The sequence below is a fragment of the Streptomyces sp. NPDC012827 genome, from assembly GCF_042900905.1.
Taxonomy (GTDB): domain Bacteria; phylum Actinomycetota; class Actinomycetes; order Streptomycetales; family Streptomycetaceae; genus Streptomyces; species Streptomyces gulbargensis.
This window is the reverse complement of the sequence record NZ_JBIBBY010000013.1, coordinates 277,713-301,998: the sequence shown is the minus strand read 5'-3', so window position 1 is coordinate 301,998 and position 24,286 is coordinate 277,713. Positions and strand designations below refer to the sequence as shown.

The window sequence follows — 24,286 nt, the reverse complement described above, 5'->3', positions numbered from 1 at the left end:
CGTGCCCGAGTGGCCCCACCACCACCCACACACGAGGAGGACGAAGTGAGTCCGCGAAGAATCCGCAGTGTTCTCACGGCCTGGGCGGCCCTGGTCCCGTCACTCGCCCTCCCGAGCGGGCGCGGCGGCCCCCTCACGGGCGAGCTGCCGCCCGCTCCCCGTACGGGCGGCCGGCGTCCGTGCCCGCCGGGAACCGGCCGGCGTCCGTCCCCCACCCGGGGGCCGCCGGACGGGGGAGGAACCGGGGTGATCGAGTGGCATCCGTTCGGCCGAGTTTTCGGCGCGGGGCGCGCGGCCACACGTCACTGTCGGATCCATCCCGCCCGTCATCCCCTGGAGGACCCTTGACCAAGCACCCCACGCGGCGCCGCGCCGCCGTCGCGGCCGTCGCCACCGCGCTCTCCCTCGCCCTCGCCCCGGCCGCGTCCGCCGCCGACGGCCCGGTCCCGCAGGGGACGGCGAACTCGGCGTCGCAGGGCCTGAAGCCGCTGGCGACGTCCCCCGCGGCGTACGAACTCGGCGAGGAACTCGCCGAACTCTCGGGCAAGGAACTCGAGATCACCTACCTGGCGGCGATCATCCCGCACCACCGGAGTGCGGTCGAGATGGCGGAGCTGGAGCTGCGGCGCGGCACCGACGCCCGCGTACGCGCCGCCGCCGAAGGCATCCTCACCGGCCAGCGCCTCCAGCTGGTGGAGCTCACCCACCGGCTGCACCAGTGGTACGGCCTCACACCGAAGCAGGCCCGGGAGAAGGCACCGGAGGAGGCCCGGGAGGAGATCGACGCCCTGGAGAGCGACACCGGCGCCCGCGTCGAGGAGCTGCGCCGCACGCCCGCCGGGAAGGGGTTCGACGCCGCCTTCGTACGCCGTGTGATCCCCCACCACTCGGCCGGCATCGTGCAGTCCCTCGAGGCCCAGGCCCGCGCGGTCCACCCGGAGCTGCGGGAGGCCGCCAGGACCGGCATCAGCGCCCAGCAGGCCGAGATCGACGACTTCCGCGCCTGGCTCGCCGGCCACAAGAAGTAGCGCCCACCCGCCACGGCGCGCCTCCCGCCGTGCGGGGGCGCGCCGCGCGGTGCGGCGGGGAGCGGCTCCCCGCCGTCCCCTCGTACGGCCCTCCCGCCGGCGGGGAGGCGCGGGCCGAGCGGGCGAGGCGCCACCGCCGCGGGCCGGCGCCCGCCCCGGGTCCGGTTTTCGTATGATTCAAGGGCTTCAAGGGTTCGGTTCGTGGCGGAGAGACCGTCGTCCACCGGGTCCGACAGGAAGGCCCCCATGAACCGCTCGGCCCCCACCGGCGACGCCCGTCGTCCGGCCCCGCCCGCCGCCACCCCCGGGGAGGAGCGGCCGGAGCAGGCGGCCGCGCTTCCGGCGGCGGAGACCTTCGAGGAGGCGGGCCTGCCCGCCGCGCTCCTGACGGTGCTCGCCGAGCAGGGCGTCACCCGCCCCTTCCCCATCCAGGCCGCCACCCTGCCCGCCGCCCTCGCCGGGCGCGACGTCCTGGGCCGTGGCCGCACCGGTTCGGGCAAGACGCTCGCCTTCGGTCTTCCGCTGCTGGCGCGCACGGCGGGCCGCCGCGCCGATGCCAAGCGGCCCCGGGCCCTGGTCCTCGTCCCCACCCGCGAGCTGGCCCAGCAGGTGACCGAGGCGCTCACCCCGTACGCCACGGCGCTCGGGCTCCGTCTGGTCACCGTCGTCGGCGGACTGCCGATCGGCCGCCAGGCCACCGCCCTGCGGGCCGGCGCGGAGGTCCTCGTCGCCACCCCCGGCCGTCTCGCCGACCTCGTCGGACGGCGCGACTGCCACCTCGACCGGGTGGGGGTCACCGTGCTCGACGAGGCCGACCGCATGGCGGACCTGGGCTTCCTGCCGCAGGTCACCGAACTGCTCGACCTCGTGCCGTCCGGCGGACAGCGGATGCTGTTCTCCGCCACGCTCGACGAGGACGTCGACGCGCTCGTCCACCGCCACCTGGGCGACCCGGTGGTCCACTCCGTCGACCCGTCGGCCGGTGCCGTCGACACGATGGAGCACCACGTCCTGGAGGTCCGGGCGCCCGACAAGTTCACCGCCGCCACGGAGATCGCCGCCCGCGAGGGCCGGGTGATCATGTTCCTGCACACCAAGCACTCCGTCGACCGCTTCACCCGGCACCTCGCGGGCAGTGGGATCCGGGCCGCCGCCCTGCACGGCGGCAAGTCGCAGCCGCAGCGCACCGACACCCTGGAACGCTTCAGGACCGGCGCGGTCACCGTCCTGGTCGCCACCGACGTGGCCGCGCGCGGCCTCCACGTCGAGGACGTCGACCTCGTCGTCAACGTCGACCCGCCCACCGACCCCAAGGATTACCTGCACCGCGCCGGCCGCACCGCCCGCGCCGGCCGCTCGGGCACGGTCGTCACCCTGGCCCTCCCCGAGCAGCGCAAGGACCTGGCCGGGCTGCTGGCGGAGGCGGGTGTCCGCGCCCGCGTCACCCCGGTCCGCTCCGGCGAGTCCGCGCTCGCCCGCATCACCGGCGCCCGCACCCCTCCGGGCGAACCCGTCCCCGGCGCGGCCTCCGCCCCCCAGGAACGCCCCCAGCGCGGCGGCGCCGCCTTCCGCGGCATGGGCACCGTCCCCGGCCGCCCCGGCCGTGCCCGCAACGAGTCCCGCCGCGCCGCCGAGGCCCGCCGGACGGCCGAGGCCCGCAAGGCCGCCAGGGTCCGGCGCAAGGGCTGAACGCGACGGCGGGACCCGGTCTTCTCAGCCCAGGACCTCCCGCGGCCGGACTCGCCGTCCCGCGCGAGGGCCTCGCGCGCGTCCTGGCCCCCGCCTTGCGCGCAAGGCCGCTTCCGGAGCCGGCCGTACGGTTCCGCCATCGGCGTCCCCGCCGTACGGCTCCGGGGCCCGAGCCCGCCGAGCCGTACGCTCAGACCGTGGCCGTGTGGCGCAGGATCTCGTCGGCCAGGCGGGAGTCGAGGGCCGCAGGCAGGGCGTGCCCGAGGCCCTCGATCACCACGAGGCGGGCCCCCGGGATCGCCGCCGCCGTCGCCTGCGCGTGCGGCAGCGGATACATGGGGTCCTCCGCACCGTGCAGCACCAGTGCCGGGGCGGTGATCCGCGCCAGGTCGCGTACGGTCAGCTCCTCCGGCGCGGCCCCGGCGTGCAGGTGGTTCATCCCTGCCCGCAGGTCCCGCGCCCGCGCGTGCACCCGCTCCTCCATCGCCCGGTACTCCTGTTCGTCGAACGGCAGCACCGGGCCGTGCAGGACGCGCCAGAGCGGCAGCCGCGCGAGGGCGTACTCCTCGGGCGAGAGCCCCGGGTCCGGCGTCGTCGACGCGAGGACGGCCAGCAACTCAGGCTTCGGGGGCGGGAGTTCGCCGTCGAGCGGCGGCTCGCCCGCGAGTGCGCGCCGGACCTGCTCCGAGGTGTTGGTGCCGAGCGGCTGGGAGGAGAGGCTCGTCAGGCTCAGGACCCGCTCGGGCCGTGTGACGGCGAGCCGCTGGGCGATCACGCCCCCCAGGGAGGCGCCCACCAGGTGCGCCCGCCCGATCCCGAACGCGTCCAGGACGGCCAGGGCGTCCCCGGCCATGTCGGCGACCGTGTACGGCCGCGAGGCGTAATCCACCGTGGAGGAGCGCCCGGTGTCGCGGTGGTCGTACCGGACGACCCTGCGGCCCCCGTCCACCAGGCGCCGGACGATGCCGTCGTTCCACTGGGTGCCCTGCCCCTGCGCGCCCATCACCAGCAGTACGGCCGGGTGGGACGGGTCGCCGAATTCCTCGGCCCACAACTCCAGTTCACCGACGTGGACGGTGTGTTCCCGTCCGTCGAGCGGCCGGACCCCCAACTCGCTTCTGTTCATGACAAGGAAACGTATCCCACGGTCCCGCCCCCCACTGCGGGGCACCGGCCGGAGCCCGACTCCCCGCGCCCGTACGGCGGTTGACAGCGGTGTCGATCAACGGTAGAAACGCCGACAGCGTCGCGGTGCACCCGGCAAAGAGACCGCCGTGGGCATGGAGGCGCGGAACCCAGGGATCCACCTTGGTGACAGCTCACGAACACGACGTCCCGACCGGCACGCGCCGGAGAGGCGTACCGCCCCGGGACCGGGGCGCCTCCCGCCCGGACGGCGCGCCCTCGCGCGATCCGCGGCCCTTCCCCGCGCCGCCGCCGGTGCGGCCTCCCCGCGGAGCAGCCCCGTCCGGCGCCCGGCTCCGTCCCCTTCCGGACGCCCCACCGCGCTGAGCGACGGGCCGCGCCCCCACCCCCGTACCGTCCGCTTCCGCGCGTCCGGCGGATGACGTACGGCGCTCCGCCGCGCCACCCTCCCGCGCGCCCCGCCGGCGCGGCCCCCACGGCCCGTCGGCCCCACACCTCGATCGGAGATCCCGCATGCCCGTGTCCTTCGACCACACCATCATCGTCTCCAGGAACCGCGAGGAGTCCGCCCGCTTCTTCCGCGAGCTCCTCGAACGCCCCGCCGCCCCCTCCTGGGGCCCGTTCCTCAACGTCCAGCTGGACGACGGCACGCTGCTCCAGTTCGCCGAACCGCCCGTCGACGAGATCCAGATGCAGCACTACGCCTTCCTCGTCGACGACGACCTCTTCGACCGCGCCTACGCCCGCCTCCGCGACCGGGGCGTCGAGCACTGGGCCGACCCGCAGATGACCCGGCCCGGCGAGACCAACACCGGACACGGCGGCCGGGGCGTCTACTTCAAGGATCCGGCGGGCCACGCCGTGGAGCTCCTCACCCGCCCGTACCTGTGACCCCGGAGCCGGGACCGGCCGGGGAACCGGCGGGCCCCGGCCCGCGTCCTTCGACGGCGTGAGCGACGACACGGACGACCCCCTCTCCAGCGGCCCGCACGACCCACCGTCCGACGAGGACGGCACTCGGGCGGAGAGCTCCGCCGGCTGCGCCTGGGCGGTCGTGGGCGTCGTGGCCGCGTCGGCCGTCGCGCTGCCCCGGGCCGCGTACGCCATCGAGGGCGGCTTCGAGTCCCACGCACGGGACTGGAGCGTGATCCTCGTCGAACTGCCGCTCGTCCTGCTCGCCGGGTTCGCCCTGCCGCCGCTGGTCCGGACGGCGGCCCGGCGGCGGCTGCCGGGGTGGGCCGCCGGGCTCGTCTGCGCGGCCGCGCTCGCTCTCGGGCTGTGGGGCCTGACCGTGGTGTGGCATCCGCGCCAGGCCCCCGATCCCGGGTACGGCCCCGGCATCTGACCGGGGTACGGGACCGGAGCGGTCAGCGGCGTGCGGCGGGCGCCGGGCCGGGGGAGCCGCGCCACGTGCGGCGGTAGCCCTCGCGCAACGGGCCGCCGACGAGCGCGAGGACATCGGTGGCCGCGGCGGTCAGCGGCGCCGGGTCGTCGGCGGCGCACAGCCGGGCGTGGCCGTCGAGGAGCGCGCCGCCCCGCTTCGGGTCGGCCGCCGTCAGTCGCCGGGGCTGCCACTTGCCGGCGCCGAGCCACGCCCTCCGGTGGTCGGACAACAGGTCGGCGGCACCGTCGAGGACGACCCCGGCGACCGCGAGCCGCTCGAAGCGGTCCCGCGCGTCACCGAGGTCGTCCAGGGCGTCCGTCAGGCCGTACCGCTTCGTCTCGATCACGTCCGGGGCGAGCGCGCGGGGTCCGGCGAGAAGATCCGCCACGGCGAACGCGCGGGCGGCCCGCGCCGCCCCGTCCCGGTCGACGAGGACCACGCCGTCGGCGTACATGCTCTGCATCGTCCCGCGCCGCGACTCCACGTCCGCCGCGAACAGCTCCGCGAGACCGGTCCGCGTGTGCACGAACAGCTCCACGAGCCGTCCCTCGAAGCGGATCGTCTCCCGGTACGTCTCCCCGCCCGCCTCCACCAGCACCGCCAGGTCCAGGTCGCTGGTGGGAGTGGCCCGGCCGGAAAGGGCCGAGCCGGCGAGGATCACGGACAGGGCATCGGGGAAGCGGGCGTCCGCGAGACGGCGGGCCTGCCCGGCCGGGTCGTCGATCATGGCCGTAGCCTGGCACAGGCTCGTGGCCTGCGACGAACCGTTTCCCCGGGCCGGTGTCCGAGGCTGCCGGTCCCGGGCCCAGGGGGCTTCCGGGGCCCGGAACCGGCCGGGAAGCGGCGTCTCAGTTCCCCGGCGCCGCCCGGCCGGCGCGGCCCAGGCCGGCCACCGCCGTCACGGCGCCGACGAGGCAGAGGACGCCGGTGACGAGGGCCGCCGTGTGCAGACCGTTCATGAAGGCCTGGTGGCTGCCCGAGACGACGGCCTCGGCCAGGGCGTCCGGCATGCGCGGGGAGACGGGGGCGACGCCCATCGCCACCGCGTCCCGGGCCTGGTGCAGTTCGGCCGCCGCGCCCGCGGGGACGCCCGCGGCGGTGAGTTCGCCGGTGAGCGTGGCGCCGACGCGCCCGCCGATCAGCGACATCAGCACCGACGTGCCGAGCGCGCCGCCGACCTGGAGGGCCGTCGCCTGGAGCCCGCCGGCCACGCCGGCGTCCCGGACCGGCGCCCGGCCCACGATCGCGTCGGAGGAGGCCGCGAGGACCATGCCGACGCCGAGCCCCAGCGCCACGAACGGCGGCCACATCGCCCCGTACGGGGAACCGGTGTCCCAGGCCGCGATCCCGAACGCGGCCGCCGCCTGGAGCAGCATGCCCAGCGGCATGGTGAGCCGGGGCCCGAACCGTCCCGTCAGCGCCGCGCCCAGGGGGGAGGCGGCCAGGGAGGCGAGGCTCAGCGGCAGGGTGCGGACGCCGGCGTCGACGGGGGAGAGGCCCCGGACGTTCTGCAGGTACAGCATCACGAAGAAGATGACACCGAGCATGACGAAGAAGTTCAGCGCCGTGACGACGGTGCCGGTGGTCAGCGCGCGGTCCCGGAACAGCCGCATCGGGAGCAGGGGCTGCTCCACCCGGGTCTCGTACACACCGAAGCCGACGAGGAGCACCAGGCCGGCGGTGATACAGCCGAGCGTGCCCGCCGAGGACCAGCCCCACGTCTCGCCCTTCACGACGCCGAGGACCAGGAGCAGCAGCGCTGCCGCCAGAAGCAGGACGCCCGGGACGTCGAAGCGGCGCCCCGCGGCCTCGGAGCGGGCTTGCGGCAGGACGGCGGCGCCGAACAGCAGTGCCACGATCCCGATCGGGGCGTTGATGAAGAAGACGGACTCCCAGGAGACCCGCTCGACCAGCACACCGCCGGCGATCGGGCCGAGCGCGGTGGAGACGGCCGAGACCATGGCCCAGATGCCGACGGCCGTACCGAACCGGCGGGGCGGGAAGGCCGCCCGGAGCAGACCGAGGGTGTTCGGCATGAGCAGGCCGCCGAAGAGGCCCTGGGCGGCGCGGAAGACGATCACACCCTCGATGGAGCCGGACACGCCGATGGCGACGGAGGCGAGGGTGAAGCCGGCGACGCCGACGAGGTAGAAGGTGCGGCGGCCGAACCGGTCGCCGAGCTTCCCGCCGAGGATGAGGGAGGCGGCGAGCGCCAGCAGGTAGGAGTTGGTGACCCACTGGAGATCGGCGGTGGAGGCCGAGAGGTCCCGTCCGACCGCGGGGTTGGCGATCGCCACGACGGACGCGTCGAGCTGCACCATGAACAGGCCGAACGCGACGGCGGCCAGGGTGAACCAGGGGTTGGCCCGGAGCGGTCGGCGCGCGGGGGTCCCGGGCGGTGGGGCGGACGCGGGCAGGGCGGAGCGATCCACGGTCGTGGACGACATGGAGATGCCTTGTCTGTGCGGGGGTCTGCGGAGGAGCGGGGCCCGGGGAAGCGGGTCCCGGGGGAGTGGGTCGGGGGAAAGCGCCCGGGGGGAGACGGAGGCCGGTGCCGGGGAAACCCGAACCAGCTACTACGCCGAACGAGTGAAGCGGGCGCGTGGGGAGTGGCCCTCCGCGCCGGCCGGTGGGACGCGCGGGGGCACGCCCGGCCGCGTGCTACTCGGTGGGGGAGGCGGGGCGCAGGTGGCGCGTGAGCGAGTTCAGCGCGCCCACGGCGGAGCCCAGCGCGTCCTGCTCGCCGTCGGTGAGGAACTGCAGCGCCAGCGCGAGGTGCTCGCGCTGGAGGCGGTGCACCTCGGCCAGGTCCCGGCGCGCCCTGGCCGTGGTGTGGAGGTGCGCGATCCGCTTGTCGGAGGGGTCCTGGCGGCGTTCGAGCAGACCCCGGCCGGTGAGCTGCGAGACGAGCGTGCTGACGTTGTTCGCCCGCATGAGGAGCGCGTCGGCGGCCTCGCGGACGGTGATCCCCTCCTGGCGCGCGACGAGGGTCAGCAGGGCGATCTGCGCCTCGGACGGCTTGGGAAGCCCCAGGTCCTGGACGACGCGCCGGTCGAGAGCCCGGTTCAGCGCGGGCAGGCAGACCGCGAGCGCGGAGGCGACGCGGTCGAGGTCCTGGCCGGACGCGGGGGTGGCGGGCATGGAGTGAGGGTAGGTCTCACCGGATAGGTATGTCAAAAGAGGTTTTCGAGCGGGTCGCGAACGGGTTCACTGAGGGCATGGGTGAGCCGTAGGACGTGCGGAGGTGAGGGAACCGGTGGAACACACGGCGGACGGCGACGGCGTGGACCCGGGCCGCAGCGGGGTGCCGGCGGAGGCCGGGACGCCCTCCGACGCGGACCGTTTCCATATGGAGATCGACCGGGTCGGCCCCCCGGGGAAATCCGGGACGGTTGTTCTGGCCCCTGTGGGGGAACTCGATTACGACACCGTGGCACCGTTCCTCGCGGCGCTGGAGGCACACGCCGGGGCGGAACGGGTCGTGGTGGACTGCTCACGGCTTCTGTTCTGTGACTCCACGGGACTGAACGCCCTGTTGCGGGCACGTTCGCGCGTGCTGCCGGAGGGCGGTCGTCTGGACCTCGCGGGCCTGCGCCCTCCGGTGGACCGGATGTTCGAGATCACCGGTGCCCGGACAGTCTTCCGGGTGTACGAGGACGTCGGCGAGGCGCTTGCCGACGCGTGGCCGGGTAACCGGTCCTGAAGGAGCCATGGTGGTGGAGGGAGAGATGGGCGAGGTCACGGAGGGTGGACCGCAGGTGCGCCGGCTGATCCTGTCGGGAACCGGCAGGGTGGTCTCGCGTTGCCGCGGCTTCACCGCCGAGGCCCTGGCCGACTGGGGGTGGATCCCTCCCGACAGCGAGCCGGCGGGGGAGCGGATCGAGGACGTCCTGCTGCTCGTGTCCGAGGTCGTCACCAACGCGTGCCTGCACGCCGGCGGGCCGCAGGAACTGGTGCTGCGGCACGCCCGCGGCGTGCTGCGGGTGGAGGTCAGCGACCGCAGTCCGGACCCCCCGCGCAGGCAGGCCCCCAGGTCGCCCGCCCTGCCGGGCGGTCACGGGCTGATACTGCTGGACCGCCTCGCGGGCGACTGGGGGTCCGAGCCCCGGCCGGACGGGGGCGTCGGCAAGGTCGTGTGGCTGGAGATCAGCCTTCCGGAACGTCCTCGCTGGAACCGTCCTCGGTGAGGCCCTCCCTCAGTTCCGCGAGGATCCGGGAGAGCAGCCGCGAGACGTGCATCTGGGAGAGGCCGATCCGCTTGCCGATCTCCGCCTGGGTGAGCTCCTCGCCGAAGCGGAGCGAGAGGATCTGCCGGTCCCGGTCGTCCAGGCGGGCGATGAGCGGCTTCAGCGACTCCAGGCACTCGATCAGCTCGTAGGCGGGCTCCGCCTCGGCCACCTGGCGCCCTCCGGCACCCGAACCGGGCGAGGAGTCGTCGCCGGCGGGGGCGTCGAGGGAGCGGGCCGCGTAACCGTTGGCCGCGAGCTCGCCCTCCGCCACGGTCTCCTCGCTGAGGTGCAGCTGCTCGGCGAGCTCGGCGCGCGTGGGGTGGTGACCGAGCCGCTGCTCCAGGGCGTCCAGCGCCTTGGCCACGTCGATGCGCAGCTCCTGGAGCCGGCGCGGAACGCGAACCGCCCAGCTGGTGTCGCGGAAGAACCGTTTCATCTCCCCGACGACCGTCGGCAGCGCGAAGGTCGAGAACTCGATGCCGCGACTCGGGTCGAACCGGTCGATCGCCTTGATCAGGCCGATGGTGCCGACCTGGATGATGTCCTCCATCGGCTCCGCGCGGTTACGGAAGCGGCGGGCGGCGAACTTCACCAGGCTGAGGTTCAGCTCCACGAGGGTGTTGCGCACGTACGCGAACTCCAAGGTGCCCTCGTCCAGCTCGCCCAGCCGCTGGAAGAGGGCGACGGAGAGGGTCTGCGCGTCGTCCGTGGAGACGGCCGTCGGCCGCTCCGGCTCGGGCAGCCCGTCGAGCGCCGCCCGGCGCGTCGCCGGGCCCATCGCGCGCGGGTCCGCGGCCGGCCGGCCGGTGGGGGCGGGACGGTCGATCGCCGGGCCGTCGGGGGCGGGGTGCTGTGAGCGGACGGTTTCCATGATCACGCGTTCGGTCGTCGGACGGTGGGCGGTCGTGCGGTCGCTTGTGGTGGACATGGGGCTCCTTCGACGGGGGGCGGGCGGTGGGCCTGCGCCGCGCCGGACGGCGGCGGGGGTCCGTCGGTCGAGCGTCCTGGCAAAAGGATTCCCGTAAATGCCTGCTTTGACACGATTTATCACGAAGAGGGATCCCGCATCCCGGCGTGCTCCGCACCGGCGCGCGCACCCACGTCCGACGCCGGCCGCGGTCCACCCCGCCACGTGCGGGCCGGGCATGTCTGAGCCGCCCGCGAGCGGGTAGCCGCCCGGTCGAGGGGCCCGGCCTCCGGTGGACCGGCTGCCGGAACGGGAGGAGGTGTTCGCGATGGACGACGTGCGGCTCTCCCCGCGCGAACGGCGCATTCTCGCGGAGATCGAGGAGCAGCTCGGCCGTGATGAACCGCCGGCGCGCCGGTTCGGACCGGCCCCGAGCGGCCTCCGGTTGCCGGGGGCGCCCGTCCCCGGTACGTATCGGCTGCGGCCCGCCCTGGCGCTCGCGGCGCTCGGCGCGGCCACCCTCGCCCTGCTCGTGCTCGCCGTCACCACCGAGGCCCCGGCCCTGATCTGGGCCTTCGCCGCCGCCTGGGTCCTCACCCTGGTGGTGCTGCTCCGGCTGGTCGTCCGCTGGTCACAGCGCCGGGCGAAGGACCCGCGTACACCCGGATGAACCACGACCGAACCAGGAGAGGAACCGACATGCCCCGTGGATCGAGCCCCAAGCGGGAACGGCAGTACGAGCACATCAAGGACAGCGCCCGGAAGCGGGGCGAGAGCGAGAAGCGCTCGGAGGAGATCGCCGCGCGCACCGTCAACAAGGAACGCGCCCGCTCGGGGGAGTCCAAGACCGCCAGTAAGAGTTCGACCGAGGACATGTCCTCCTCGCGCCGGGGCGGGAAGCGCTCGCACAGCGGCTCCGAGGGGCCGACGTACGACCAGCTGTACGCCGAGGCGCAGCGTCGCAACGTGCACGGCCGGTCCTCGATGAACAAGGCGGAGCTCAAGCGCTCACTGGACAAGTGACCGCCCGGCCGCCGGCCGCACGCGCACGGAAGGGCCCCCGCCCCGGAGACGTCCGGGACGGGGGCCGTGGATGAGGGGACCGGCGGTGGTGCCGCCGCGGAGGGTCGTTCACCAGCGGTACCAGCGGGAGCCGCTGCCCCTCATGAGGAAGCCGAGGAGCCACAGCACGAGCACCGCGATGGCCACGTACCAGAGCACCTCGAGGGCGAACCCGGCGCCGAACAGGATGAGCACGATCAGCAGGACGAGGAGAAGGGGAACCATCGGGGCCTCCTTGTGCCTCCGGGGCCGGCCGGTGGTTCACGGCCGGGCTCCCGGCTCCCCGCGCCTGCCCCCTCCACTGCGGATCATGCGCCGTCGGAGCGGATCGCCTCCGCGGAGTCCGGCGGCCCGACGACACCGCGGACGATGCCCAGCTCCAGCAGGTCTCCGGGGCGCAGCCGGAGCTGGTCGGCGGTGGTTCCGCTCTCCTGCGGCGCCCGCTTCAGGATGGCGGCGGCCGCCTCGGGGGCGATGACGGAGAAGTAACTGTCCGGGGTGGCCCAGGTGTTGCCGGGCGCGGCCAGGGCGAGCGCCCCGCCGGAGCCGCCCTCGCCGACGAGCAGCGCCGTGACCGGCACCCGGGCGGTCGCCACGGCGCCGAAGAGGTCCGCGATGGCCGGTCCCGCGCCGTCCCGCTCCGCGGCCGGGTCGTTGGCGGCGCCGGGGGTGTCGATCAGGGTCAGGACCGGGATGCCCAGCCGGTCGGCGAGCCGGACGAGCCGTGCGGCGGTACGGAAGCCGGCCGGGCGGGTGGCCGTGCCGAGCTGCGCGGCGTAGGCCACCGTACGGCCGTCCGGACGCCGGCCGAAGCCGCAGAGCATGCCGGGGTCGGTACCGCCGCAGCGGTCACCGGAGATCTCCTCGCGCGCGGTGAAGCAGGCGGCGAGATAGCGGTCGGCCCGCGGCCGGTCCGGGTGACGGGCCCGTGCCACGGCCTCGCGCCCCGATCCGGCGGGCGGCCGCGGCGCGCCCAGGGCGTGCGGGGGCGGCACGGGGCCGTCGGCGGGCCGGGTGAGCAGCGCCAGCCACCGGCCGAGGGTGCCGGCCAGCGCCTTCGGCGGTACGACGGCGTCGACGTGGCCGTGGGCGAACTGCGCCTCCGCGGTGTACGCGGCGGGGTCGGCGCCCGGCGGCCGGACGCGGGAGCCGGCGAAGCCGACCTGCGCGCCCGGCAGGGCGAGGACCACATCGGATCCGGCGCCGAGGGTCGCCCAGCCGCCGCCGGTGGTCGGGTCGCGCAGCACGGCGATCTGCGGCAGGCCGGCGGCCCGGGTGCGGGCCGACTCCCCGGCGAGGCGCTGGAGCTGGAGCAGTGCCCGCATGCCCTCGTGCATCCGGCTCCCGCCGGTGGCGAGGAGGACGACCACCGGCAGCCGGTGGTCACGGGCGTAGGCGTGCGCGGCGGCGGCCCGGGCCCCGGTCCGCTCGCCGATCGACCCGCCGAGGAACCGGAACTCGAACGAGATCAGCACCACCGGCACCCCGCCGACCGAGCCCGTGCCGCACACCACCGACTCCGACTCACCGGTCCGCCCGGCCGCGCGCGCGTGCGCCGCCCCGTAGCCGGGCCAGCCGATCGGGCCGTCGCCGTCCAGCGGGCCCTCCGTGGCGGGGAAGGGGGCGAAGTCGCCGGTGACGAGGGCGAGTGCCTCGCGGGCCGTCAGCGGGTCGGTCATGCGGGCCTCGTCACTCGTCGTTCGTCGGGCTGCCGGGGGAGCGGGGTGCTCATCGTTCGAGGTGCCGTTCCCACCGTACCGCCCGGTCCGTGCCGTCCTCCGTCCGCCTCAAGGCCCCTTCCAGCCGCTCTCCAGCGCCCCGCCCGCCTCCGCGCGTGGGCGGGGCGTGCGGGGCCGGCGCGGTCGGGCGTCCGTGCGGTCAGGAGCCGCCCGGGGCCGCCGGTACGGCCCCGGCGGCGGGCTCCGGCGCGGCGGGGGCGTCCCGGCGCGCCCGGCGCCCGAACAGGCGGCGGGTCCGGGCGGGCCGGTCCGGCAGCCAGCCGAAGGCGAGGGAGCTGCCGATCAGCCCGAGCATCATGCCGATGAAGAAGCCGCCCAGGTTGGAGGTGAGCCAGGTGCCCAGGGAGGCCAGCACGCCGACGACCGAGTAGAACAGCCGCTGGCGCGGGTTGAGGACGATGAGCAGGCCGCAGACCACCATGAGCAGCGGCAGGACGTAGCCCACGAGGCTGTCCGCCCCCGCCGTGAGGATCACGGAGATGCTGGCCCGCTGGCTGAGCAGGATCTCGGCGCCGCCCAGGGCCAGGGCGAGGCCGGCGCCGAACGGCCGCCGGTGCCGCCAGCGCCGGAAGGCCCGCCAGGGGTGCCGACGGCCGGACGCCACGCTCAGCAGCCCTTCGAGCTGAAGCGCATGTGCAGGTCGGGCAGGGTGAACCGGACGGCGGTCGTCGCGTAGTTCTTCTGCCGCAGGTCCTTGAGCTTCACGGTGTCCGCCTGCTGGCCGAAGACGCCCAGGGGGCCCTTGACCGGAGGCTTCTCGAAGGTGCTGGCGTCGCCGCCGATCTCGATGTTGTCGAAGTCGGCGACCTTGCCGGAGATCTCGGTGGAGTCGGTGGTCAGACCGGAGGCCTTGACCGGGGTGCCCTTGTTCCCCGCGGTGATGTGCAGGAAGGTGCCGCCGAGCTCCACGCTCTGGCACAGGTTGGTGAGCTCCGCCTCGCGGATCGCGGTCACGATGGTGAGGATCTGCCCACCGGTCTCGCCGGCGTTGGGGCTGCCCTCGGGCATGTTGTCGATGGCTCCGAACTGCCCGAACCCCCTTCCCTCCAGACGGTCGGCGGTGACGACGAACGGCATGCCGGAGATGGCGAACTGGGCGGCGAGCGCCCCTTGCGCGGTGAGGACGACGAGCGCGGCCGCGGCGGTGAGGGCGGGGACGCCCATCAGTGCGGCGCGCCGGAACCGGACCCCGCCTCGTCTCGCGGAGTCGTCCGCGGGAGAGGGGGTGGGTGTGGGGTCGGGGCTGGTGCCTTCGGACAGGGCCATGCGGTGCTCCTGACATGAGTGAGGAAACAGACCTGCGCGGCTACGTCCTGGCGCGGACGGTCCCCCACCCGCCCGGGTCTTCCTCGTCGTACAGGGAGGCAGACGTGCCGCAGGGAACCGTCGCGACCGTACGACGTAGGTTACCGGCGGGTCAACTCCCGTGCACGGCACGGCTTCTGACGATCAAGCAGGAGTGAACGGAGCCACCACGACGTGGACCAGACTGTCCAGGAGCTTGGGCAGCTCCGCCGTTCGGCCCTCGTCCACCGCGCGGTGGACCGCCGCGTGCACGGCGCCGACCACGGTGTCCACCAGCTCGCGCCGCGGAACCCACGGCGGCCCCGGCGGGGCGTCGACGAAGAACCGTCGAAAACTGGCCAGAAGTTCCGCTCGCGCCCGGCGCCCCGCGGGCCCCACCGACTCCACCTCCACGACCATGGTGGCGAAGGCGGGCGCCTGTGCCAGAACGGTCAGCAGCACCCGTAGCCCGGCCCGTACCGCCGCCGGCCAGTCGGAGGCGCCGCCCTCCTCGCCGTACGCGCGCTCCATCGCCCGCACGACCACCTGCGTGCCGCCCCGGAACGCGGCCAGGACGGCGTCCTCCTTGCCGGAGAACAGCTCGTAGAAGACGGGACGGGTCACTCCGGCCGCCCGGCAGATGTCACTGATCCGCGCTCCCGCGTAGCCGTTCGCGGCGACCGTGCGGGCCACCCCGTCGAGGAGCCGCTCCCGCTGCCGGGAGGCCACCTGCTCGGGCGTGAGCCGGCGCGGGCCCGGGCGCAGCGAGCGCTCCGGTTCGCGTCCCGAGCGGGCCCCCGGCAGGACGAGTTCCTCCTCGGCTCCGCGAGCGCTCGTCATCGGCCACATCCTTCCGGGGTTGTTGACGTCACATACTCGACAGGATTACAACCCTCGTGGGTTTTCCTCTCGAACCGCTCGATGCTCCAGGTGCTCCGGACGGCCGCTCGCCGCAGGGCAGCGCGCTCCGCCCGCGGGCACCGCACCCGAGTATCACGCTCCCGCACAGCGCGCGAACACCGCTGCCGGACATCCGTGGCGCCGGATCCGTTCCGGTGGCGGCCGCGCACCCCTCCGTACCCCCGCGTACCGCCGTACTCCACCCGTACCGCCCGTACCGCCGTACACCCCCGCACACCTTCGCGTACCCACCGCGACCTCGCACGCCCCGCGTGCCCCCACCGCGCTGGGCCGTGCCCCCGTGCGCCCCGGACCGGCCGGCTCCCCGGCAGACCCCGGCGCGCCGCACATCCCCGTACTCCCCCCGAGTACCCACGCGCACCGCCGAGTTCCGCACACCCCCACCTCCATGGAAGGAACCCCCATGCACCAGCGCGCACTCCTCGCCACCGTCGGTCTCGCCGTCGCCGCCACCCTGGCCACCGCCACCCAGGCGGGAGCCGCCGGCAGCGTCCTCACCACCGGCTCCTCCAGCGGCCCGTCCGTCGCCGTCGGCGACGTCCTGACCGCCTCGCTGGTCTCCGGCACCAAGGCGCGGATCGCCACCACGCAGGGCGGCAGCAGCGGCATCACCTGCAGCAGCTCCGGCTTCAGCGCCACCGTCACCGGCAACCCGGCCGCGCCCGGCACCGCCACCGAGACGCTCACCGCTCACACGCTCAGCACCTGCACCACCAACATCACCGGTGCCACGGGCGTCCAGAGCATCACGGTCAACAACCTGCCCTACAACACCGCCGTCACCTCCGGCGGCTCGCTCAGTGTGACGGCCGGCAGCGCGGGCCCGATCCAGACCACCCTCAAGATCAGCACCATCCTCGGCCCGATCACCTGTGTGTACCGCGCGACCGGCCTCACGGCCGCGCCGTCCAACACCGACAACTCCCTCACCTTCACCGACCAGCTGTTCACCAAGGCCAGCGGCCCCGGCACCTGCCCGGCCAACGGCTACTTCTCCGCGAAGTACGGCCCCGTCGTCGACACCACCCAGGGCGGAGCGGCCGTCTTCGTCAACTGAGCGGAAGGGTCCGCCCCGCCCCGGACGCGGGGCGGGGCGGACCCGTCGGCGGCGGCGGGACGACCACCGGCCGGCCCGGTCGCCGGCACCGGGCTCACGCCAGGATCCCGCTCCCGTGCGGCGCGTACAGGTCAAGCAGCCGGACCCGGGTCACCTGCAGCCGGTGGGCCAGGATCGACCCCACCCAGAACATCACCGACGCGCCGAACTCCGGATCGGAGTGGCACATCGACCGGACGGCCGGCGCGTCGAACTCGTACGCCCGGACCGGGGTCATCGCCTCGGCGCCCGACTGGCAGAGGTACGGCGGGAACAGCCACGACAGGCCCACCAGCTCCCCGTGGCGGAGCGTCTCGATCACGGGCGAGCCGCGGCCCGGCACCTTCGCGTCCAGGGTGATCGCGCCCGTCTTCACGATCCAGAACCGGTCCGCGCGCTGCTGCTCCTCGAACAGCCGGTGACCGGACTCGAAGTGCACGTCCTCGGCGAAGGCCATCAGCCGTTCACGGTGCTCCGCGGGCAGCGTGCTGACCTTGGGTGCGGCAGAACTCATGGCGGACCTCCTCGGGCACTCGGCTCCCACCCCCAGTGTCCGCCGACCCGGCCCCCCGCGCAGGCCCGCCCCCGGCCGCCGCCGACCCGGTCGCCCCCGCCAGGCCGCCGCGCACCCGAGCCCGCCGCCCCGCCGGCCGGGCCCGCCCGGGCGGCGGGATCCGAACGGGCGGCGGGATCGGGACGGGCCGCACGATCCGCCCCGAACCGGCCGTCCCCATCCCGGCGTTCATGGGAGAGACTGTGCGGGTGCGTGGACACCTCCCTGACGAGAACCCGGGATTCGTGGGGCGCCGCACGGAACTCAGGCGGATCGCCACCGCGCTGGCCGATCACCGCCTGGTCACCGTGACCGGCGCCGGCGGAGTCGGCAAGACCCGGCTCGCGCTGCGGGCCGCACACCGCGTCGCGGCCTGTTTCCCCGACGGCGCCTGGTGGGCCGACCTGACCCCCCTCGACGGCGAACGGCTCCTCGTCCCGCTCGTCGCCGACGCCGTCGACCTGTCCGACCACACCCCGGGCATGGCCACCACCGCGCTCCACCGCCGGCTCGCCGAGGACCGCCTGCTCCTGGTCCTCGACTCCTGCGACCACCTCGCCGGCCCCTGCGCGCGGCTGGTCACGGAACTCCTGGACGCGGCGCCCGGACTCACCGTCCTCGTCACCGCCCGCCGCCCGCTCGGCGTCCCCGGCGAGCACGTCCTCGCCCTCGACCCGCTGCCGGCCGCCGGCCCCGAGGCCCTGGAGCTGCTGCGCCGCGCCTCCGGCCGGGACCTGCCCGCCGACGGGGCGGGCGGCGAGATCTGCGTACGGCTCGAAGGCATCCCGCTCGCCCTGGAGCTGGCCGCCGCCCAGATCCGCCTCCGGGGCGCCGAGGCCGTCCGCGACCAGCTCGGCACCCGCCTGGACGCCGCTCCCGGGGAGGCGCCCGGAAGGCGTTTCGCGCTGCTCGCCCACCCCGAGCCCGTCTGGCCGCGACGGCACCGGACCCTGCGCGCGGCCATCGGCTGGAGCCACGAGCTGGCCGAACCGCTCGAACGCCTCCTGTGGGCCCGTCTCTCCGTCTTCCGCGGCCCCTTCGACCTCGCCTCGGCCACCGCCGTCTGCGCGGGCGGCCCGCTCACCCCCGCCGCCCTGCCGGCCGCCCTCGACGGCCTCGTCCGCGCCTCCGTGGTCCGGCCCGCCGACCGGGCGGGCCGGCACCGCATGCTCGACACCCTGCGCGAGTACGGCGCCCTGTGGCTGGAGCGGCTCGGCGAGACCGCGGCCGTCGCCGACCGGCACGCCCACCACTTCCGCGCGTACGCCCGCGGCGCCGGACTCCTCGACGGGGACGGCGACGGGGCCGGGGACGGCCGCCCCGGGCCGTACCGCGACCTCGAGGCCCACCACACCGACCTGCGCACCGCCCTCGACCGGCTGCTGCGCACCGACCCCGACGCCGCCCTCGACCTGGCCGGGTCCGTCGCCTTCGCCTGGTCCTGCCGGGGCCGGCTGCGCGAGGCCCGCGACGGACTCGAACAGGCCCTGCTGCTGAGCGGCGCCCGCGGCCGGACCCGCACCCGCGCCCTGTGGGCCCTCGGGGTGACCCTGGTGTTCCAGGGCGACCCCGGAGCGGCGCAGGAGATCAGCGAACGGTGCGCCCGCGAGGCCCGGTACACCGAGTACGCGGAGGCGGGGACGGCCGACGGCCCCCACCGGCCCGGCGAACTCGCCCTCGACGCCGCCGCACTCGCGGGCCTCGTCGCCCTCACCACGGGCCGCGCCAAGGCCGCGGCGGTGGTCGTCGGCCACGTCCTGGACGCCGTGCCGGACGACTCGGCCGCGCGGCTGCGCTGCCGGCTCGTGCGGGTCTTCGCGCTCACCGGTCTCGGCCGGCTCGACGAGGCCGAAGCCGGCGCCCGCGCCCTGCGCGAGCGCAGCGAGGAGCGCGGCGAGCACGGCATCCGCACCGCTCTCGCGTACCACTCGGCCCTCACCTGCCTGCTGGCGGGCGACCCGGGAGCCGCTGCCGGCCACGCCAGGGCGATGCTGGAGGGCAGCCGCCGGCTCGGTGCGCGTCTCGGCGTCGCCCTGGGCCTCGACGTCCTCGCCACGGCGCTCGCCGCCGCCGGCGACGGCGCGAGCGCGGCGGACGTCTCCGGCACGGGCGAGGCCTACTGGCGCGCCACCGGCCGGCCCCGCCGCGGCCTGCCGGGCCTGCGGGCGCTGCGCGAGAAGTACACCGGCACGGCCCGCGCCGCGCTCGGCGACCCCGCCTACGAAGAGATCTTCCTGCGCGCCCTCACCGGAACGCCCCAGGAGGGCCTGGCCCGGGCGCTGCGCACCGGCCCGGGCGGCTGATCACCCCTCGGGGGCGCGGCGGCGGTGCCGTCCGAGGGCTTCGCGTCCCGCCCGTCAGTCCACCGGGGCGGTCTCCGCCACGGGCCACGCCCCGCGGTCCACCAGGTCGAGGACGAGCGCGGCGATGTTCCAGGCGTCGTCCTCGCCCCGGTGGTGACGGCCCTCGAGGGGCAGCCCCGCGACCTCGAGGGCGCGCGCCATGCCGGGGCGCCTGCGCAGCCCGTACGCCCCGGTGAACACGGCCTTGGCGTTGGTGTGACCGCGCTCCGCCGGGCGGCCGAACGGGTAGGGAGCCCCGGTGGCCCGGCACTGCGCCTCGAACTGCCTGCGGTCGTAATCGCCCCAGCTCACCCACGGCCGGCGCCGTGCGTCGTGCTCCTCGGCGAGGATCCGGCAGGCCTCGGCGAAGGAGACGCCCCTCGCCACGTCGGACGGGGTCAGTCCGGTCAACTCGGTGCAGAAGGCGCTCACCTCGGAGCGGGCGGGCCGCACCAGGATCCCGTGCCGGGAGACACGGCGCCGGGCCGAGAGGTCGACGACGGTGAGACCGATCTCGATGATCTCGTGCACCGCGCCGGGCGGGGGCTGCCCGTCCCAGCAGGTGGCCTCGACATCCACGACGTTCACCAGGGCGGGTCCGCTGTCCATGCCGGAAGGCTAGGGGGGAGGCGGACCCCCGGCACCCGAATATTCACCGCCCGCTCCTCGCGGCACCCGCGGCCGGGAGCGGGGGCCGCTCCGCCGGGAGCGCGCGGGTCGGCGCGTACGGAGAGGGGGCGGGCCGCCCGCCACCGGGCGGGTCGACGGCGGCGCCGCCACGGGCGCGGACTCCGGCCGGAGGGAATGCCGGCGGCGGATGCGGGCACGCGGGCAACAGCACCGGGCGGCCGGGGCGGACCGCACGCGACGCGGCGGCTCGCCCTTCGCACGGTGACGGTCGCGCGGCGCCCGCGCCGTACCGGGCCGCCAGCCCGGCCGCGGGACCCGCCGCCCCGGCGGCCCGCCGGCCCCACCCCGTAAAGTCGACCCCGTTGTAGTTGTACGACACCGTCCCACGAGGAGAGTCCCGTGACCGACCCGGCGGCCATCGCCCGGCAGCAGCAGATCGCCCAGGAGCTGGAGGTGTCCGCGAGCTTCGACCCGCGGGCGGAGATCGAGCGCCGGGTGGCGTTCCTGGCCGAGCGCCTCCGGTCCACCGGGCTGCGCTCGCTCGTCCTCGGCATCAGCGGCGGCGTCGACTCCACCACCGCCGGCCGGCTCTGCCAGCTCGCCGTCGAGCGGGTCCGGGAGGCCGGGCAGGAGGCCACCTTCTACGCCATGCGCCTGCCGTACGGCGTGCAGGCCGACGAGAAGGACGCGCGCACCGCCCTGGACTTCATCCGCGCCGACCGGGTCCTCACCGTCGACGTGAAGCCCGCGTCCGACGCCGCCCTGGAGGCCGCGCTCGCCGGTGGGGTCACCTTCCGCGACGCCCACCACCAGGACTTCACGCACGGCAACATCAAGGCCCGTCAGCGGATGATCGCCCAGTACGCCGTCGCCGGCGCCCACGACGGACTCGTCGTCGGCACCGACCACGCCGCCGAGGCCGTCTCCGGCTTCTTCACCAAGTTCGGCGACGGCGCGGCCGACCTCGTACCGCTCACCGGGCTCACCAAGCGACGGGTCCGCGCCGTCGCCGCCGAGCTGGGAGCCCCGGCCGAGCTGGTCTGGAAGATCCCGACCGCCGACCTGGAGACCCTCGACCCCGGCAAGCCCGACGAGGACGCGCTCGGTGTCACCTACGACGACATCGACGACTTCCTGGAGGGCAAGCCGGTCCCGGAGGAGGCCTACGCCGCCATCGTCCGCCGCTACGACCTGACGGCTCACAAGCGGCAGCTGCCGATCGCTCCCTGAGCGCCCGGCGCCGGTCCGGCGGATCCTGGAAGGGGGCCTCGTCGAGGCCCCCGGAAGGGAGCATGCCATGTTCGGCGAAACCCCGGCGTTCAGCGGATTCTCCGTCGACGACCTCGACGCCGCGCGCCGCTTCTACGGCGAGACCCTCGGCCTGCGGGTGGAGGACGAGGGCCCCGACGACATGGGAGCCCTCGTGCTCACCCTGGCGGGCGGCGCCCGGGTGTTCGTCTACGCCAAGGACGACCACGCCCCCGCCTCCTTCACGATCCTCAACTTCGAGGTCGACGACATCGACCGGGCGGTCGACGCCCTCGGCGGGCGCGGGGTGGAGTTCGAGCGCTACCCCGGCTTCGAGGCGGACGGGAAGGGGATCATGCGGAGCGACGGCCGGGGCCCCTCGATCGCCTGGTTCAAGGACCCCGCCGGAAACGTCCTCTCCGTCCTGCAGTCGGGCTGACCGGCCTGCCGGCCGCCGCCCGAATCCGCCCGGGACCGCCACGAACGGACCTGCCCGGATGCGGAGCGCCCCGCCTCCCGGCTCGAATGGGGAGGGTGAGCGCGCCCCCCGACGACTGCCTCGCCCGCAACGAGTGGATCTGCGGGGACTACCTGTCCTCGCGGAGCGAGATCCTCGCCGACGCCGTCGTCCAGCACCTCCGGCTGACCGGTGCCTCCCTCGCCCTCGGAGTCGCCGTCGCCGTCCCGCTCGCCCTCCTGGCCCGCCGTCGGCGCTGGGCCGCGGGGCCCGTGCTCGGCGTCACCACCGTCCTGTACACGATCCCCGCGCTCGCGATGTTCTCGCTGCTTTTGCCCGTGTTCGGGCTGTCCGCCTCCCTCGTCGTCGCCGGACTGGTCCTGTACTCGCTCACCCTGCTCGTCCGGAACCTGCTCGCCGGGCTCGACGCCGTGCCCGACGACATCCGCGGGGCCGCGCGGGGACTCGGATACGGCCCCACCCGGCTCCTCCTCGCCGTCGAACTGCCCCTCGCGCTGCCCGCCGCCATGGCCGGGCTGCGCATCGCCGCGGTCTCCACCGTCTCCCTCGTCACCATCGGCGCGATCGTCGGCCACGGTGGCCTCGGCAACCTCATCTACTCCGGGATGAACACCTACTTCAAGGCGCAGGTTCTCACCGCCTCCGTCCTCTGCGTCCTCCTCGCCGTCGCGGCCGACCTGCTCCTCCTCGGCGCCCAGCGGCTGCTCACCCCCTGGACCCGCGGGCAGGACCGGTGACCGCGCTCGCCGCCGTGTGGGCCTGGCTCACCACCGCCGCCCACTGGTCCGGCGAGGACGGCATCGGACACCGGCTCACCGAGCACCTGCTCCTCACCGGCGCCGGCCTCGCGCTCAGCTGCCTGATCGCGCTGCCCGTCGCCCTCGCCCTCGGGCACCTCGGCCGGGGCGGCGCCCTGGCCGTCAACCTCGCCAACGCCGGCCGGGCCGTCCCCACCTTCGCCGTCCTCGTCCTGCTGCTCCTCGGCCCCCTCGGCCCGTACGACCCCTGGCCGACCGTCGTCGCCCTCGTCCTCTTCGCCGTCCCACCGCTGCTCACCAACGCGTACGTGGGGGTGCGCGGGGTCGACGCCGACGTCGTACGAGCCGCCCGGGGCATGGGCATGACCGGCCGCCAGGTGCTCGCCCGCGTCGAGCTGCCGCTCGCACTGCCCCTGATCCTCACCGGCGTCCGCGTCGCCGCCGTCCAGCTCGTCGCCACCGCCACCGTCGCGGCCCTCGCGGGCGGCGGCGGCCTCGGCCGGATCATCACCGCCGGCTTCAACCTCGCCTCCACCCCGCAGGTGCTGGCGGGCGCCGTCCTCGTCGCCGGACTCGCCCTCCTCGTCGAAGGCCTCTTCGAAGCGGTCCGGGCGCTCGTCCCGGCCGGGCCGCGCCGGGGCCGCCCATGAGGACGGCCCGCCTCGCCGCCGGAGCGCTCGCCGCGCTCCTCGCCCTCGCCGGCTGCGCCACCGGCCCCGCCCTGGAGGACCGGGGCGCCGTCACCGCCCCGCCCGGTGACAGCCACCGGCTCACCGTCGGCTCGGCCGGCTTCACCGAGAGCGAGCTGCTCGCCCGGATGTACGCCCTCCTGCTCGAACAGGCCGGATACCGCACCACCCTCCTCACCGTCACCAACCGCGAGCTGTACGAACCGGCGCTGGAGAACGGACAGATCGACGTCGTGCCCGAGTACGCGGCCACCTTCGCCGACTGGCTGAACGCCAAGGTGAACGGGCCGGACGCGCCGGCCGTCGGCTCACCCGACCTCACCGCCACCATGAGCGCCCTGCGGCGGCTCGCCGGCCCGCGCGGCCTCACCGTCCTCGACCCCGGCCGGGCCGTCGACCAGAACGCCTTCGCCGTCACCGCCGCCTTCGCCGCCGAGCACCGTCTCAGGACCCTCAGCGATCTGGGGGCCCGGGGCGTCCCGGTACGGCTCGCCGCCGGGGACGAGTGCGTCCGCCGCCCCTACTGCGCCCCCGGCCTGCGGAAGGTCTACGGCATCGACGTCACCGCCGTCGACCCCAAGGGCGTCGGCACCACGCAGGCCAAGCAGGCCGTGCGCGACGGCCAGGACCAGCTGGTGCTGACGACGACCACCGACGCCACCCTGGACGACTTCGGCCTCGTGCTGCTCGCCGACGACAGACACCTGCAGAACGCCGACCACATCGTCCCCGTCGTGAACCGGGCCCGTGCCGGAAGCCCGCGCGTCACCCGCGTCCTCGGCCGTCTCAACGACGTCCTCACCACCGCCGACCTCGCGGACCTCAACGAACGCGTCGACAGCTGGCGCCGGCTCCCCGAGGACGTGGCCCGCGCCTATCTCGTCGCGAAGGGCCTTCTGCGGCCCTGAACCGGCGGCAACGGCTGGACCGCCGGCCTCGCCGGCGAGGCCGCCCTCGAACTGTGCGCAGACGGAGTCCTACCCGGCGATGGCGTGTCGCCACGGCCCCCTCGGCATCAGCGACCCCGCCGGCCCGGTCCGGTGCCCGGGCCCCGCGCCGCCGGGGCTGCGGGACGAAGTGGCGGCCACCGGCCCCCTGTGCAC

27 protein-coding genes are annotated in these 24,286 nt (G+C 75.4%); 15 read left to right on the top strand and 12 right to left on the bottom strand.

Features of this window, described 5'->3' with window-relative positions:
• Positions 1-344: 344 nt before the first annotated feature.
• Together ACFY60_RS27530 and ACFY60_RS27525 are read left to right on the top strand one after the other, a co-directional pair.
• Positions 345-1,028, top strand: coding sequence for a DUF305 domain-containing protein (locus ACFY60_RS27530; RefSeq protein ID WP_388614139.1), 684 nt, complete (start codon positions 345-347; stop codon positions 1,026-1,028).
• A gap of 246 nt (positions 1,029-1,274) precedes the next feature.
• Positions 1,275-2,717 (top strand): DEAD/DEAH box helicase, encoded by a 1,443-nt coding sequence (locus ACFY60_RS27525; RefSeq protein ID WP_388614136.1) that lies wholly within the window; start codon positions 1,275-1,277, stop codon positions 2,715-2,717.
• A gap of 190 nt (positions 2,718-2,907) precedes the next feature.
• Here the strand turns inward: ACFY60_RS27525 and ACFY60_RS27520 are convergent, their stop codons facing one another.
• Positions 2,908-3,843, bottom strand: coding sequence for an alpha/beta fold hydrolase (locus tag ACFY60_RS27520; protein WP_388614133.1), 936 nt, complete (start codon positions 3,841-3,843; stop codon positions 2,908-2,910).
• A 533-nt stretch (positions 3,844-4,376) separates the two neighbouring features.
• Between ACFY60_RS27520 and ACFY60_RS27515 the strand changes: the two genes are divergently transcribed.
• Together ACFY60_RS27515 and ACFY60_RS27510 are read left to right on the top strand one after the other, a co-directional pair.
• Positions 4,377-4,754: a VOC family protein gene (locus ACFY60_RS27515; protein WP_309056438.1), complete on the top strand. Its 378-nt coding sequence runs from the start codon at positions 4,377-4,379 to the stop codon at positions 4,752-4,754.
• A gap of 58 nt (positions 4,755-4,812) precedes the next feature.
• Positions 4,813-5,208 (top strand): hypothetical protein, encoded by a 396-nt coding sequence (locus tag ACFY60_RS27510; RefSeq protein WP_388614130.1) that lies wholly within the window; start codon positions 4,813-4,815, stop codon positions 5,206-5,208.
• Between the two features lie 22 nt (positions 5,209-5,230).
• Here the strand turns inward: ACFY60_RS27510 and ACFY60_RS27505 are convergent, their stop codons facing one another.
• From ACFY60_RS27505 to ACFY60_RS27495, 3 genes are all read right to left on the bottom strand, one after another.
• Positions 5,231-5,974: a nucleotidyltransferase domain-containing protein gene (locus ACFY60_RS27505; RefSeq protein ID WP_388614127.1), complete on the bottom strand. Its 744-nt coding sequence runs from the start codon at positions 5,972-5,974 to the stop codon at positions 5,231-5,233.
• A 121-nt stretch (positions 5,975-6,095) separates the two neighbouring features.
• On the bottom strand, positions 6,096-7,694 hold the full coding sequence (locus tag ACFY60_RS27500; RefSeq protein ID WP_388614125.1) for an MFS transporter: 1,599 nt from the start codon (positions 7,692-7,694) through the stop codon (positions 6,096-6,098).
• A 214-nt stretch (positions 7,695-7,908) separates the two neighbouring features.
• A complete protein-coding gene (locus tag ACFY60_RS27495) occupies positions 7,909-8,388 on the bottom strand; it encodes a MarR family winged helix-turn-helix transcriptional regulator (RefSeq protein ID WP_388614122.1) in 480 nt (159 codons plus the stop codon).
• A 115-nt stretch (positions 8,389-8,503) separates the two neighbouring features.
• Here ACFY60_RS27495 and ACFY60_RS27490 point away from each other — a divergent pair, with 115 nt between their 5' ends.
• Both ACFY60_RS27490 and ACFY60_RS27485 read left to right on the top strand, forming a co-directional pair.
• Positions 8,504-8,950, top strand: a complete 447-nt coding sequence (locus ACFY60_RS27490; protein ID WP_388614119.1) for an STAS domain-containing protein — start codon at positions 8,504-8,506, stop codon at positions 8,948-8,950.
• A 7-nt stretch (positions 8,951-8,957) separates the two neighbouring features.
• Positions 8,958-9,434: an ATP-binding protein gene (locus ACFY60_RS27485; RefSeq protein WP_388614116.1), complete on the top strand. Its 477-nt coding sequence runs from the start codon at positions 8,958-8,960 to the stop codon at positions 9,432-9,434.
• Here ACFY60_RS27485 and ACFY60_RS27480 read toward each other — a convergent pair.
• Positions 9,394-10,254: a SigB/SigF/SigG family RNA polymerase sigma factor gene (locus tag ACFY60_RS27480; protein ID WP_388614168.1), complete on the bottom strand. Its 861-nt coding sequence runs from the start codon at positions 10,252-10,254 to the stop codon at positions 9,394-9,396. The genes ACFY60_RS27485 and ACFY60_RS27480 overlap by 41 nt on opposite strands.
• Positions 10,255-10,675: 421 nt before the next feature.
• On the opposite strand from ACFY60_RS27480, the gene ACFY60_RS27475 reads away from it, so the two are divergent.
• Both ACFY60_RS27475 and ACFY60_RS27470 read left to right on the top strand, forming a co-directional pair.
• On the top strand, positions 10,676-11,053 hold the full coding sequence (locus tag ACFY60_RS27475; protein ID WP_388614114.1) for a DUF3040 domain-containing protein: 378 nt from the start codon (positions 10,676-10,678) through the stop codon (positions 11,051-11,053).
• Positions 11,054-11,082: 29 nt separating this feature from the next.
• Positions 11,083-11,406: a plasmid stabilization protein gene (locus tag ACFY60_RS27470; protein ID WP_352059444.1), complete on the top strand. Its 324-nt coding sequence runs from the start codon at positions 11,083-11,085 to the stop codon at positions 11,404-11,406.
• A gap of 108 nt (positions 11,407-11,514) precedes the next feature.
• Here the strand turns inward: ACFY60_RS27470 and ACFY60_RS27465 are convergent, their stop codons facing one another.
• The 5 genes from ACFY60_RS27465 to ACFY60_RS27445 form a co-directional block, all read right to left on the bottom strand.
• On the bottom strand, positions 11,515-11,670 hold the full coding sequence (locus tag ACFY60_RS27465; protein ID WP_388614111.1) for a hydrophobic protein: 156 nt from the start codon (positions 11,668-11,670) through the stop codon (positions 11,515-11,517).
• Positions 11,671-11,753: 83 nt separating this feature from the next.
• The gene (locus ACFY60_RS27460; protein WP_388614109.1) at positions 11,754-13,124 is read right to left on the bottom strand and encodes a carboxyl transferase domain-containing protein; all 1,371 of its coding nucleotides are present in this window, start codon (positions 13,122-13,124) and stop codon (positions 11,754-11,756) included.
• Positions 13,125-13,323: 199 nt separating this feature from the next.
• Positions 13,324-13,788: a DUF6114 domain-containing protein gene (locus ACFY60_RS27455; protein WP_388614106.1), complete on the bottom strand. Its 465-nt coding sequence runs from the start codon at positions 13,786-13,788 to the stop codon at positions 13,324-13,326.
• A gap of 2 nt (positions 13,789-13,790) precedes the next feature.
• A complete protein-coding gene (locus ACFY60_RS27450) occupies positions 13,791-14,450 on the bottom strand; it encodes a DUF6230 family protein (protein WP_309053043.1) in 660 nt (219 codons plus the stop codon).
• Positions 14,451-14,633: 183 nt separating this feature from the next.
• Entirely contained in the window at positions 14,634-15,308 is a 675-nt protein-coding gene (locus ACFY60_RS27445; RefSeq protein WP_388614103.1) for a TetR/AcrR family transcriptional regulator, read from the bottom strand.
• A gap of 484 nt (positions 15,309-15,792) precedes the next feature.
• Here ACFY60_RS27445 and ACFY60_RS27440 point away from each other — a divergent pair, with 484 nt between their 5' ends.
• Positions 15,793-16,446: a Tat pathway signal sequence domain protein gene (locus tag ACFY60_RS27440; RefSeq protein WP_388614100.1), complete on the top strand. Its 654-nt coding sequence runs from the start codon at positions 15,793-15,795 to the stop codon at positions 16,444-16,446.
• Positions 16,447-16,540: 94 nt separating this feature from the next.
• Here ACFY60_RS27440 and ACFY60_RS27435 read toward each other — a convergent pair whose 3' ends face one another.
• A complete protein-coding gene (locus tag ACFY60_RS27435) occupies positions 16,541-16,999 on the bottom strand; it encodes a cyclic nucleotide-binding domain-containing protein (protein WP_309053046.1) in 459 nt (152 codons plus the stop codon).
• Between the two features lie 230 nt (positions 17,000-17,229).
• On the opposite strand from ACFY60_RS27435, the gene ACFY60_RS27430 reads away from it, so the two are divergent.
• Positions 17,230-19,341: an ATP-binding protein gene (locus ACFY60_RS27430; RefSeq protein WP_388614097.1), complete on the top strand. Its 2,112-nt coding sequence runs from the start codon at positions 17,230-17,232 to the stop codon at positions 19,339-19,341.
• A gap of 54 nt (positions 19,342-19,395) precedes the next feature.
• Here ACFY60_RS27430 and ACFY60_RS27425 read toward each other — a convergent pair whose 3' ends face one another.
• On the bottom strand, positions 19,396-19,989 hold the full coding sequence (locus ACFY60_RS27425; RefSeq protein WP_388614095.1) for an exonuclease domain-containing protein: 594 nt from the start codon (positions 19,987-19,989) through the stop codon (positions 19,396-19,398).
• Between the two features lie 420 nt (positions 19,990-20,409).
• Between ACFY60_RS27425 and nadE the strand changes: the two genes are divergently transcribed.
• The 5 genes from nadE to ACFY60_RS27400 all read left to right on the top strand — a co-directional run bounded on the left by nadE (position 20,410) and on the right by ACFY60_RS27400 (position 24,091).
• The gene (gene nadE, locus ACFY60_RS27420) at positions 20,410-21,240 is read left to right on the top strand and encodes an ammonia-dependent NAD(+) synthetase (protein ID WP_388614092.1); all 831 of its coding nucleotides are present in this window, start codon (positions 20,410-20,412) and stop codon (positions 21,238-21,240) included.
• 67 nt (positions 21,241-21,307) lie between these two features.
• A complete protein-coding gene (locus tag ACFY60_RS27415) occupies positions 21,308-21,697 on the top strand; it encodes a VOC family protein (protein WP_388614090.1) in 390 nt (129 codons plus the stop codon).
• Positions 21,698-21,792: 95 nt separating this feature from the next.
• Positions 21,793-22,473 (top strand): ABC transporter permease, encoded by a 681-nt coding sequence (locus ACFY60_RS27410; protein WP_388614087.1) that lies wholly within the window; start codon positions 21,793-21,795, stop codon positions 22,471-22,473.
• On the top strand, positions 22,470-23,144 hold the full coding sequence (locus tag ACFY60_RS27405; protein WP_388614084.1) for an ABC transporter permease: 675 nt from the start codon (positions 22,470-22,472) through the stop codon (positions 23,142-23,144). The genes ACFY60_RS27410 and ACFY60_RS27405 overlap by 4 nt, the downstream gene beginning before the upstream one ends.
• Positions 23,141-24,091 (top strand): ABC transporter substrate-binding protein, encoded by a 951-nt coding sequence (locus tag ACFY60_RS27400; RefSeq protein ID WP_388614082.1) that lies wholly within the window; start codon positions 23,141-23,143, stop codon positions 24,089-24,091. The genes ACFY60_RS27405 and ACFY60_RS27400 overlap by 4 nt, the downstream gene beginning before the upstream one ends.
• Positions 24,092-24,286 lie beyond the last annotated feature (195 nt).

Excerpts from the sequence above, each read along its gene's own strand:
- ACFY60_RS27415 (WP_388614090.1), top strand. The coding sequence starts at position 21,308 with ATGTTCGGCGAAACCCCGGCGTTCAGCGGATTCTCCGTCGACGACCTC.
- ACFY60_RS27400 (WP_388614082.1), top strand. The coding sequence starts at position 23,141 with ATGAGGACGGCCCGCCTCGCCGCCGGAGCGCTCGCCGCGCTCCTCGCC.
- ACFY60_RS27515 (WP_309056438.1), top strand. The coding sequence starts at position 4,377 with ATGCCCGTGTCCTTCGACCACACCATCATCGTCTCCAGGAACCGCGAG.
- ACFY60_RS27505 (WP_388614127.1), bottom strand. The coding sequence starts at position 5,974 with ATGATCGACGACCCGGCCGGGCAGGCCCGCCGTCTCGCGGACGCCCGC.
- ACFY60_RS27445 (WP_388614103.1), bottom strand. The coding sequence starts at position 15,308 with ATGACGAGCGCTCGCGGAGCCGAGGAGGAACTCGTCCTGCCGGGGGCC.
- ACFY60_RS27430 (WP_388614097.1), top strand. The coding sequence starts at position 17,230 with ATGGGAGAGACTGTGCGGGTGCGTGGACACCTCCCTGACGAGAACCCG.
- ACFY60_RS27440 (WP_388614100.1), top strand. The coding sequence starts at position 15,793 with ATGCACCAGCGCGCACTCCTCGCCACCGTCGGTCTCGCCGTCGCCGCC.
- ACFY60_RS27480 (WP_388614168.1), bottom strand. The coding sequence starts at position 10,254 with ATGGGCCCGGCGACGCGCCGGGCGGCGCTCGACGGGCTGCCCGAGCCG.
- ACFY60_RS27425 (WP_388614095.1), bottom strand. The coding sequence starts at position 19,989 with ATGGACAGCGGACCCGCCCTGGTGAACGTCGTGGATGTCGAGGCCACC.
- ACFY60_RS27495 (WP_388614122.1), bottom strand. The coding sequence starts at position 8,388 with ATGCCCGCCACCCCCGCGTCCGGCCAGGACCTCGACCGCGTCGCCTCC.
- ACFY60_RS27485 (WP_388614116.1), top strand. The coding sequence starts at position 8,958 with ATGGTGGTGGAGGGAGAGATGGGCGAGGTCACGGAGGGTGGACCGCAG.
- ACFY60_RS27525 (WP_388614136.1), top strand. The coding sequence starts at position 1,275 with ATGAACCGCTCGGCCCCCACCGGCGACGCCCGTCGTCCGGCCCCGCCC.
- ACFY60_RS27500 (WP_388614125.1), bottom strand. The coding sequence starts at position 7,694 with ATGTCGTCCACGACCGTGGATCGCTCCGCCCTGCCCGCGTCCGCCCCA.
- ACFY60_RS27435 (WP_309053046.1), bottom strand. The coding sequence starts at position 16,999 with ATGAGTTCTGCCGCACCCAAGGTCAGCACGCTGCCCGCGGAGCACCGT.
- ACFY60_RS27470 (WP_352059444.1), top strand. The coding sequence starts at position 11,083 with ATGCCCCGTGGATCGAGCCCCAAGCGGGAACGGCAGTACGAGCACATC.
- ACFY60_RS27450 (WP_309053043.1), bottom strand. The coding sequence starts at position 14,450 with ATGGCCCTGTCCGAAGGCACCAGCCCCGACCCCACACCCACCCCCTCT.
- ACFY60_RS27460 (WP_388614109.1), bottom strand. The coding sequence starts at position 13,124 with ATGACCGACCCGCTGACGGCCCGCGAGGCACTCGCCCTCGTCACCGGC.
- ACFY60_RS27520 (WP_388614133.1), bottom strand. The coding sequence starts at position 3,843 with ATGAACAGAAGCGAGTTGGGGGTCCGGCCGCTCGACGGACGGGAACAC.
- ACFY60_RS27465 (WP_388614111.1), bottom strand. The coding sequence starts at position 11,670 with ATGGTTCCCCTTCTCCTCGTCCTGCTGATCGTGCTCATCCTGTTCGGC.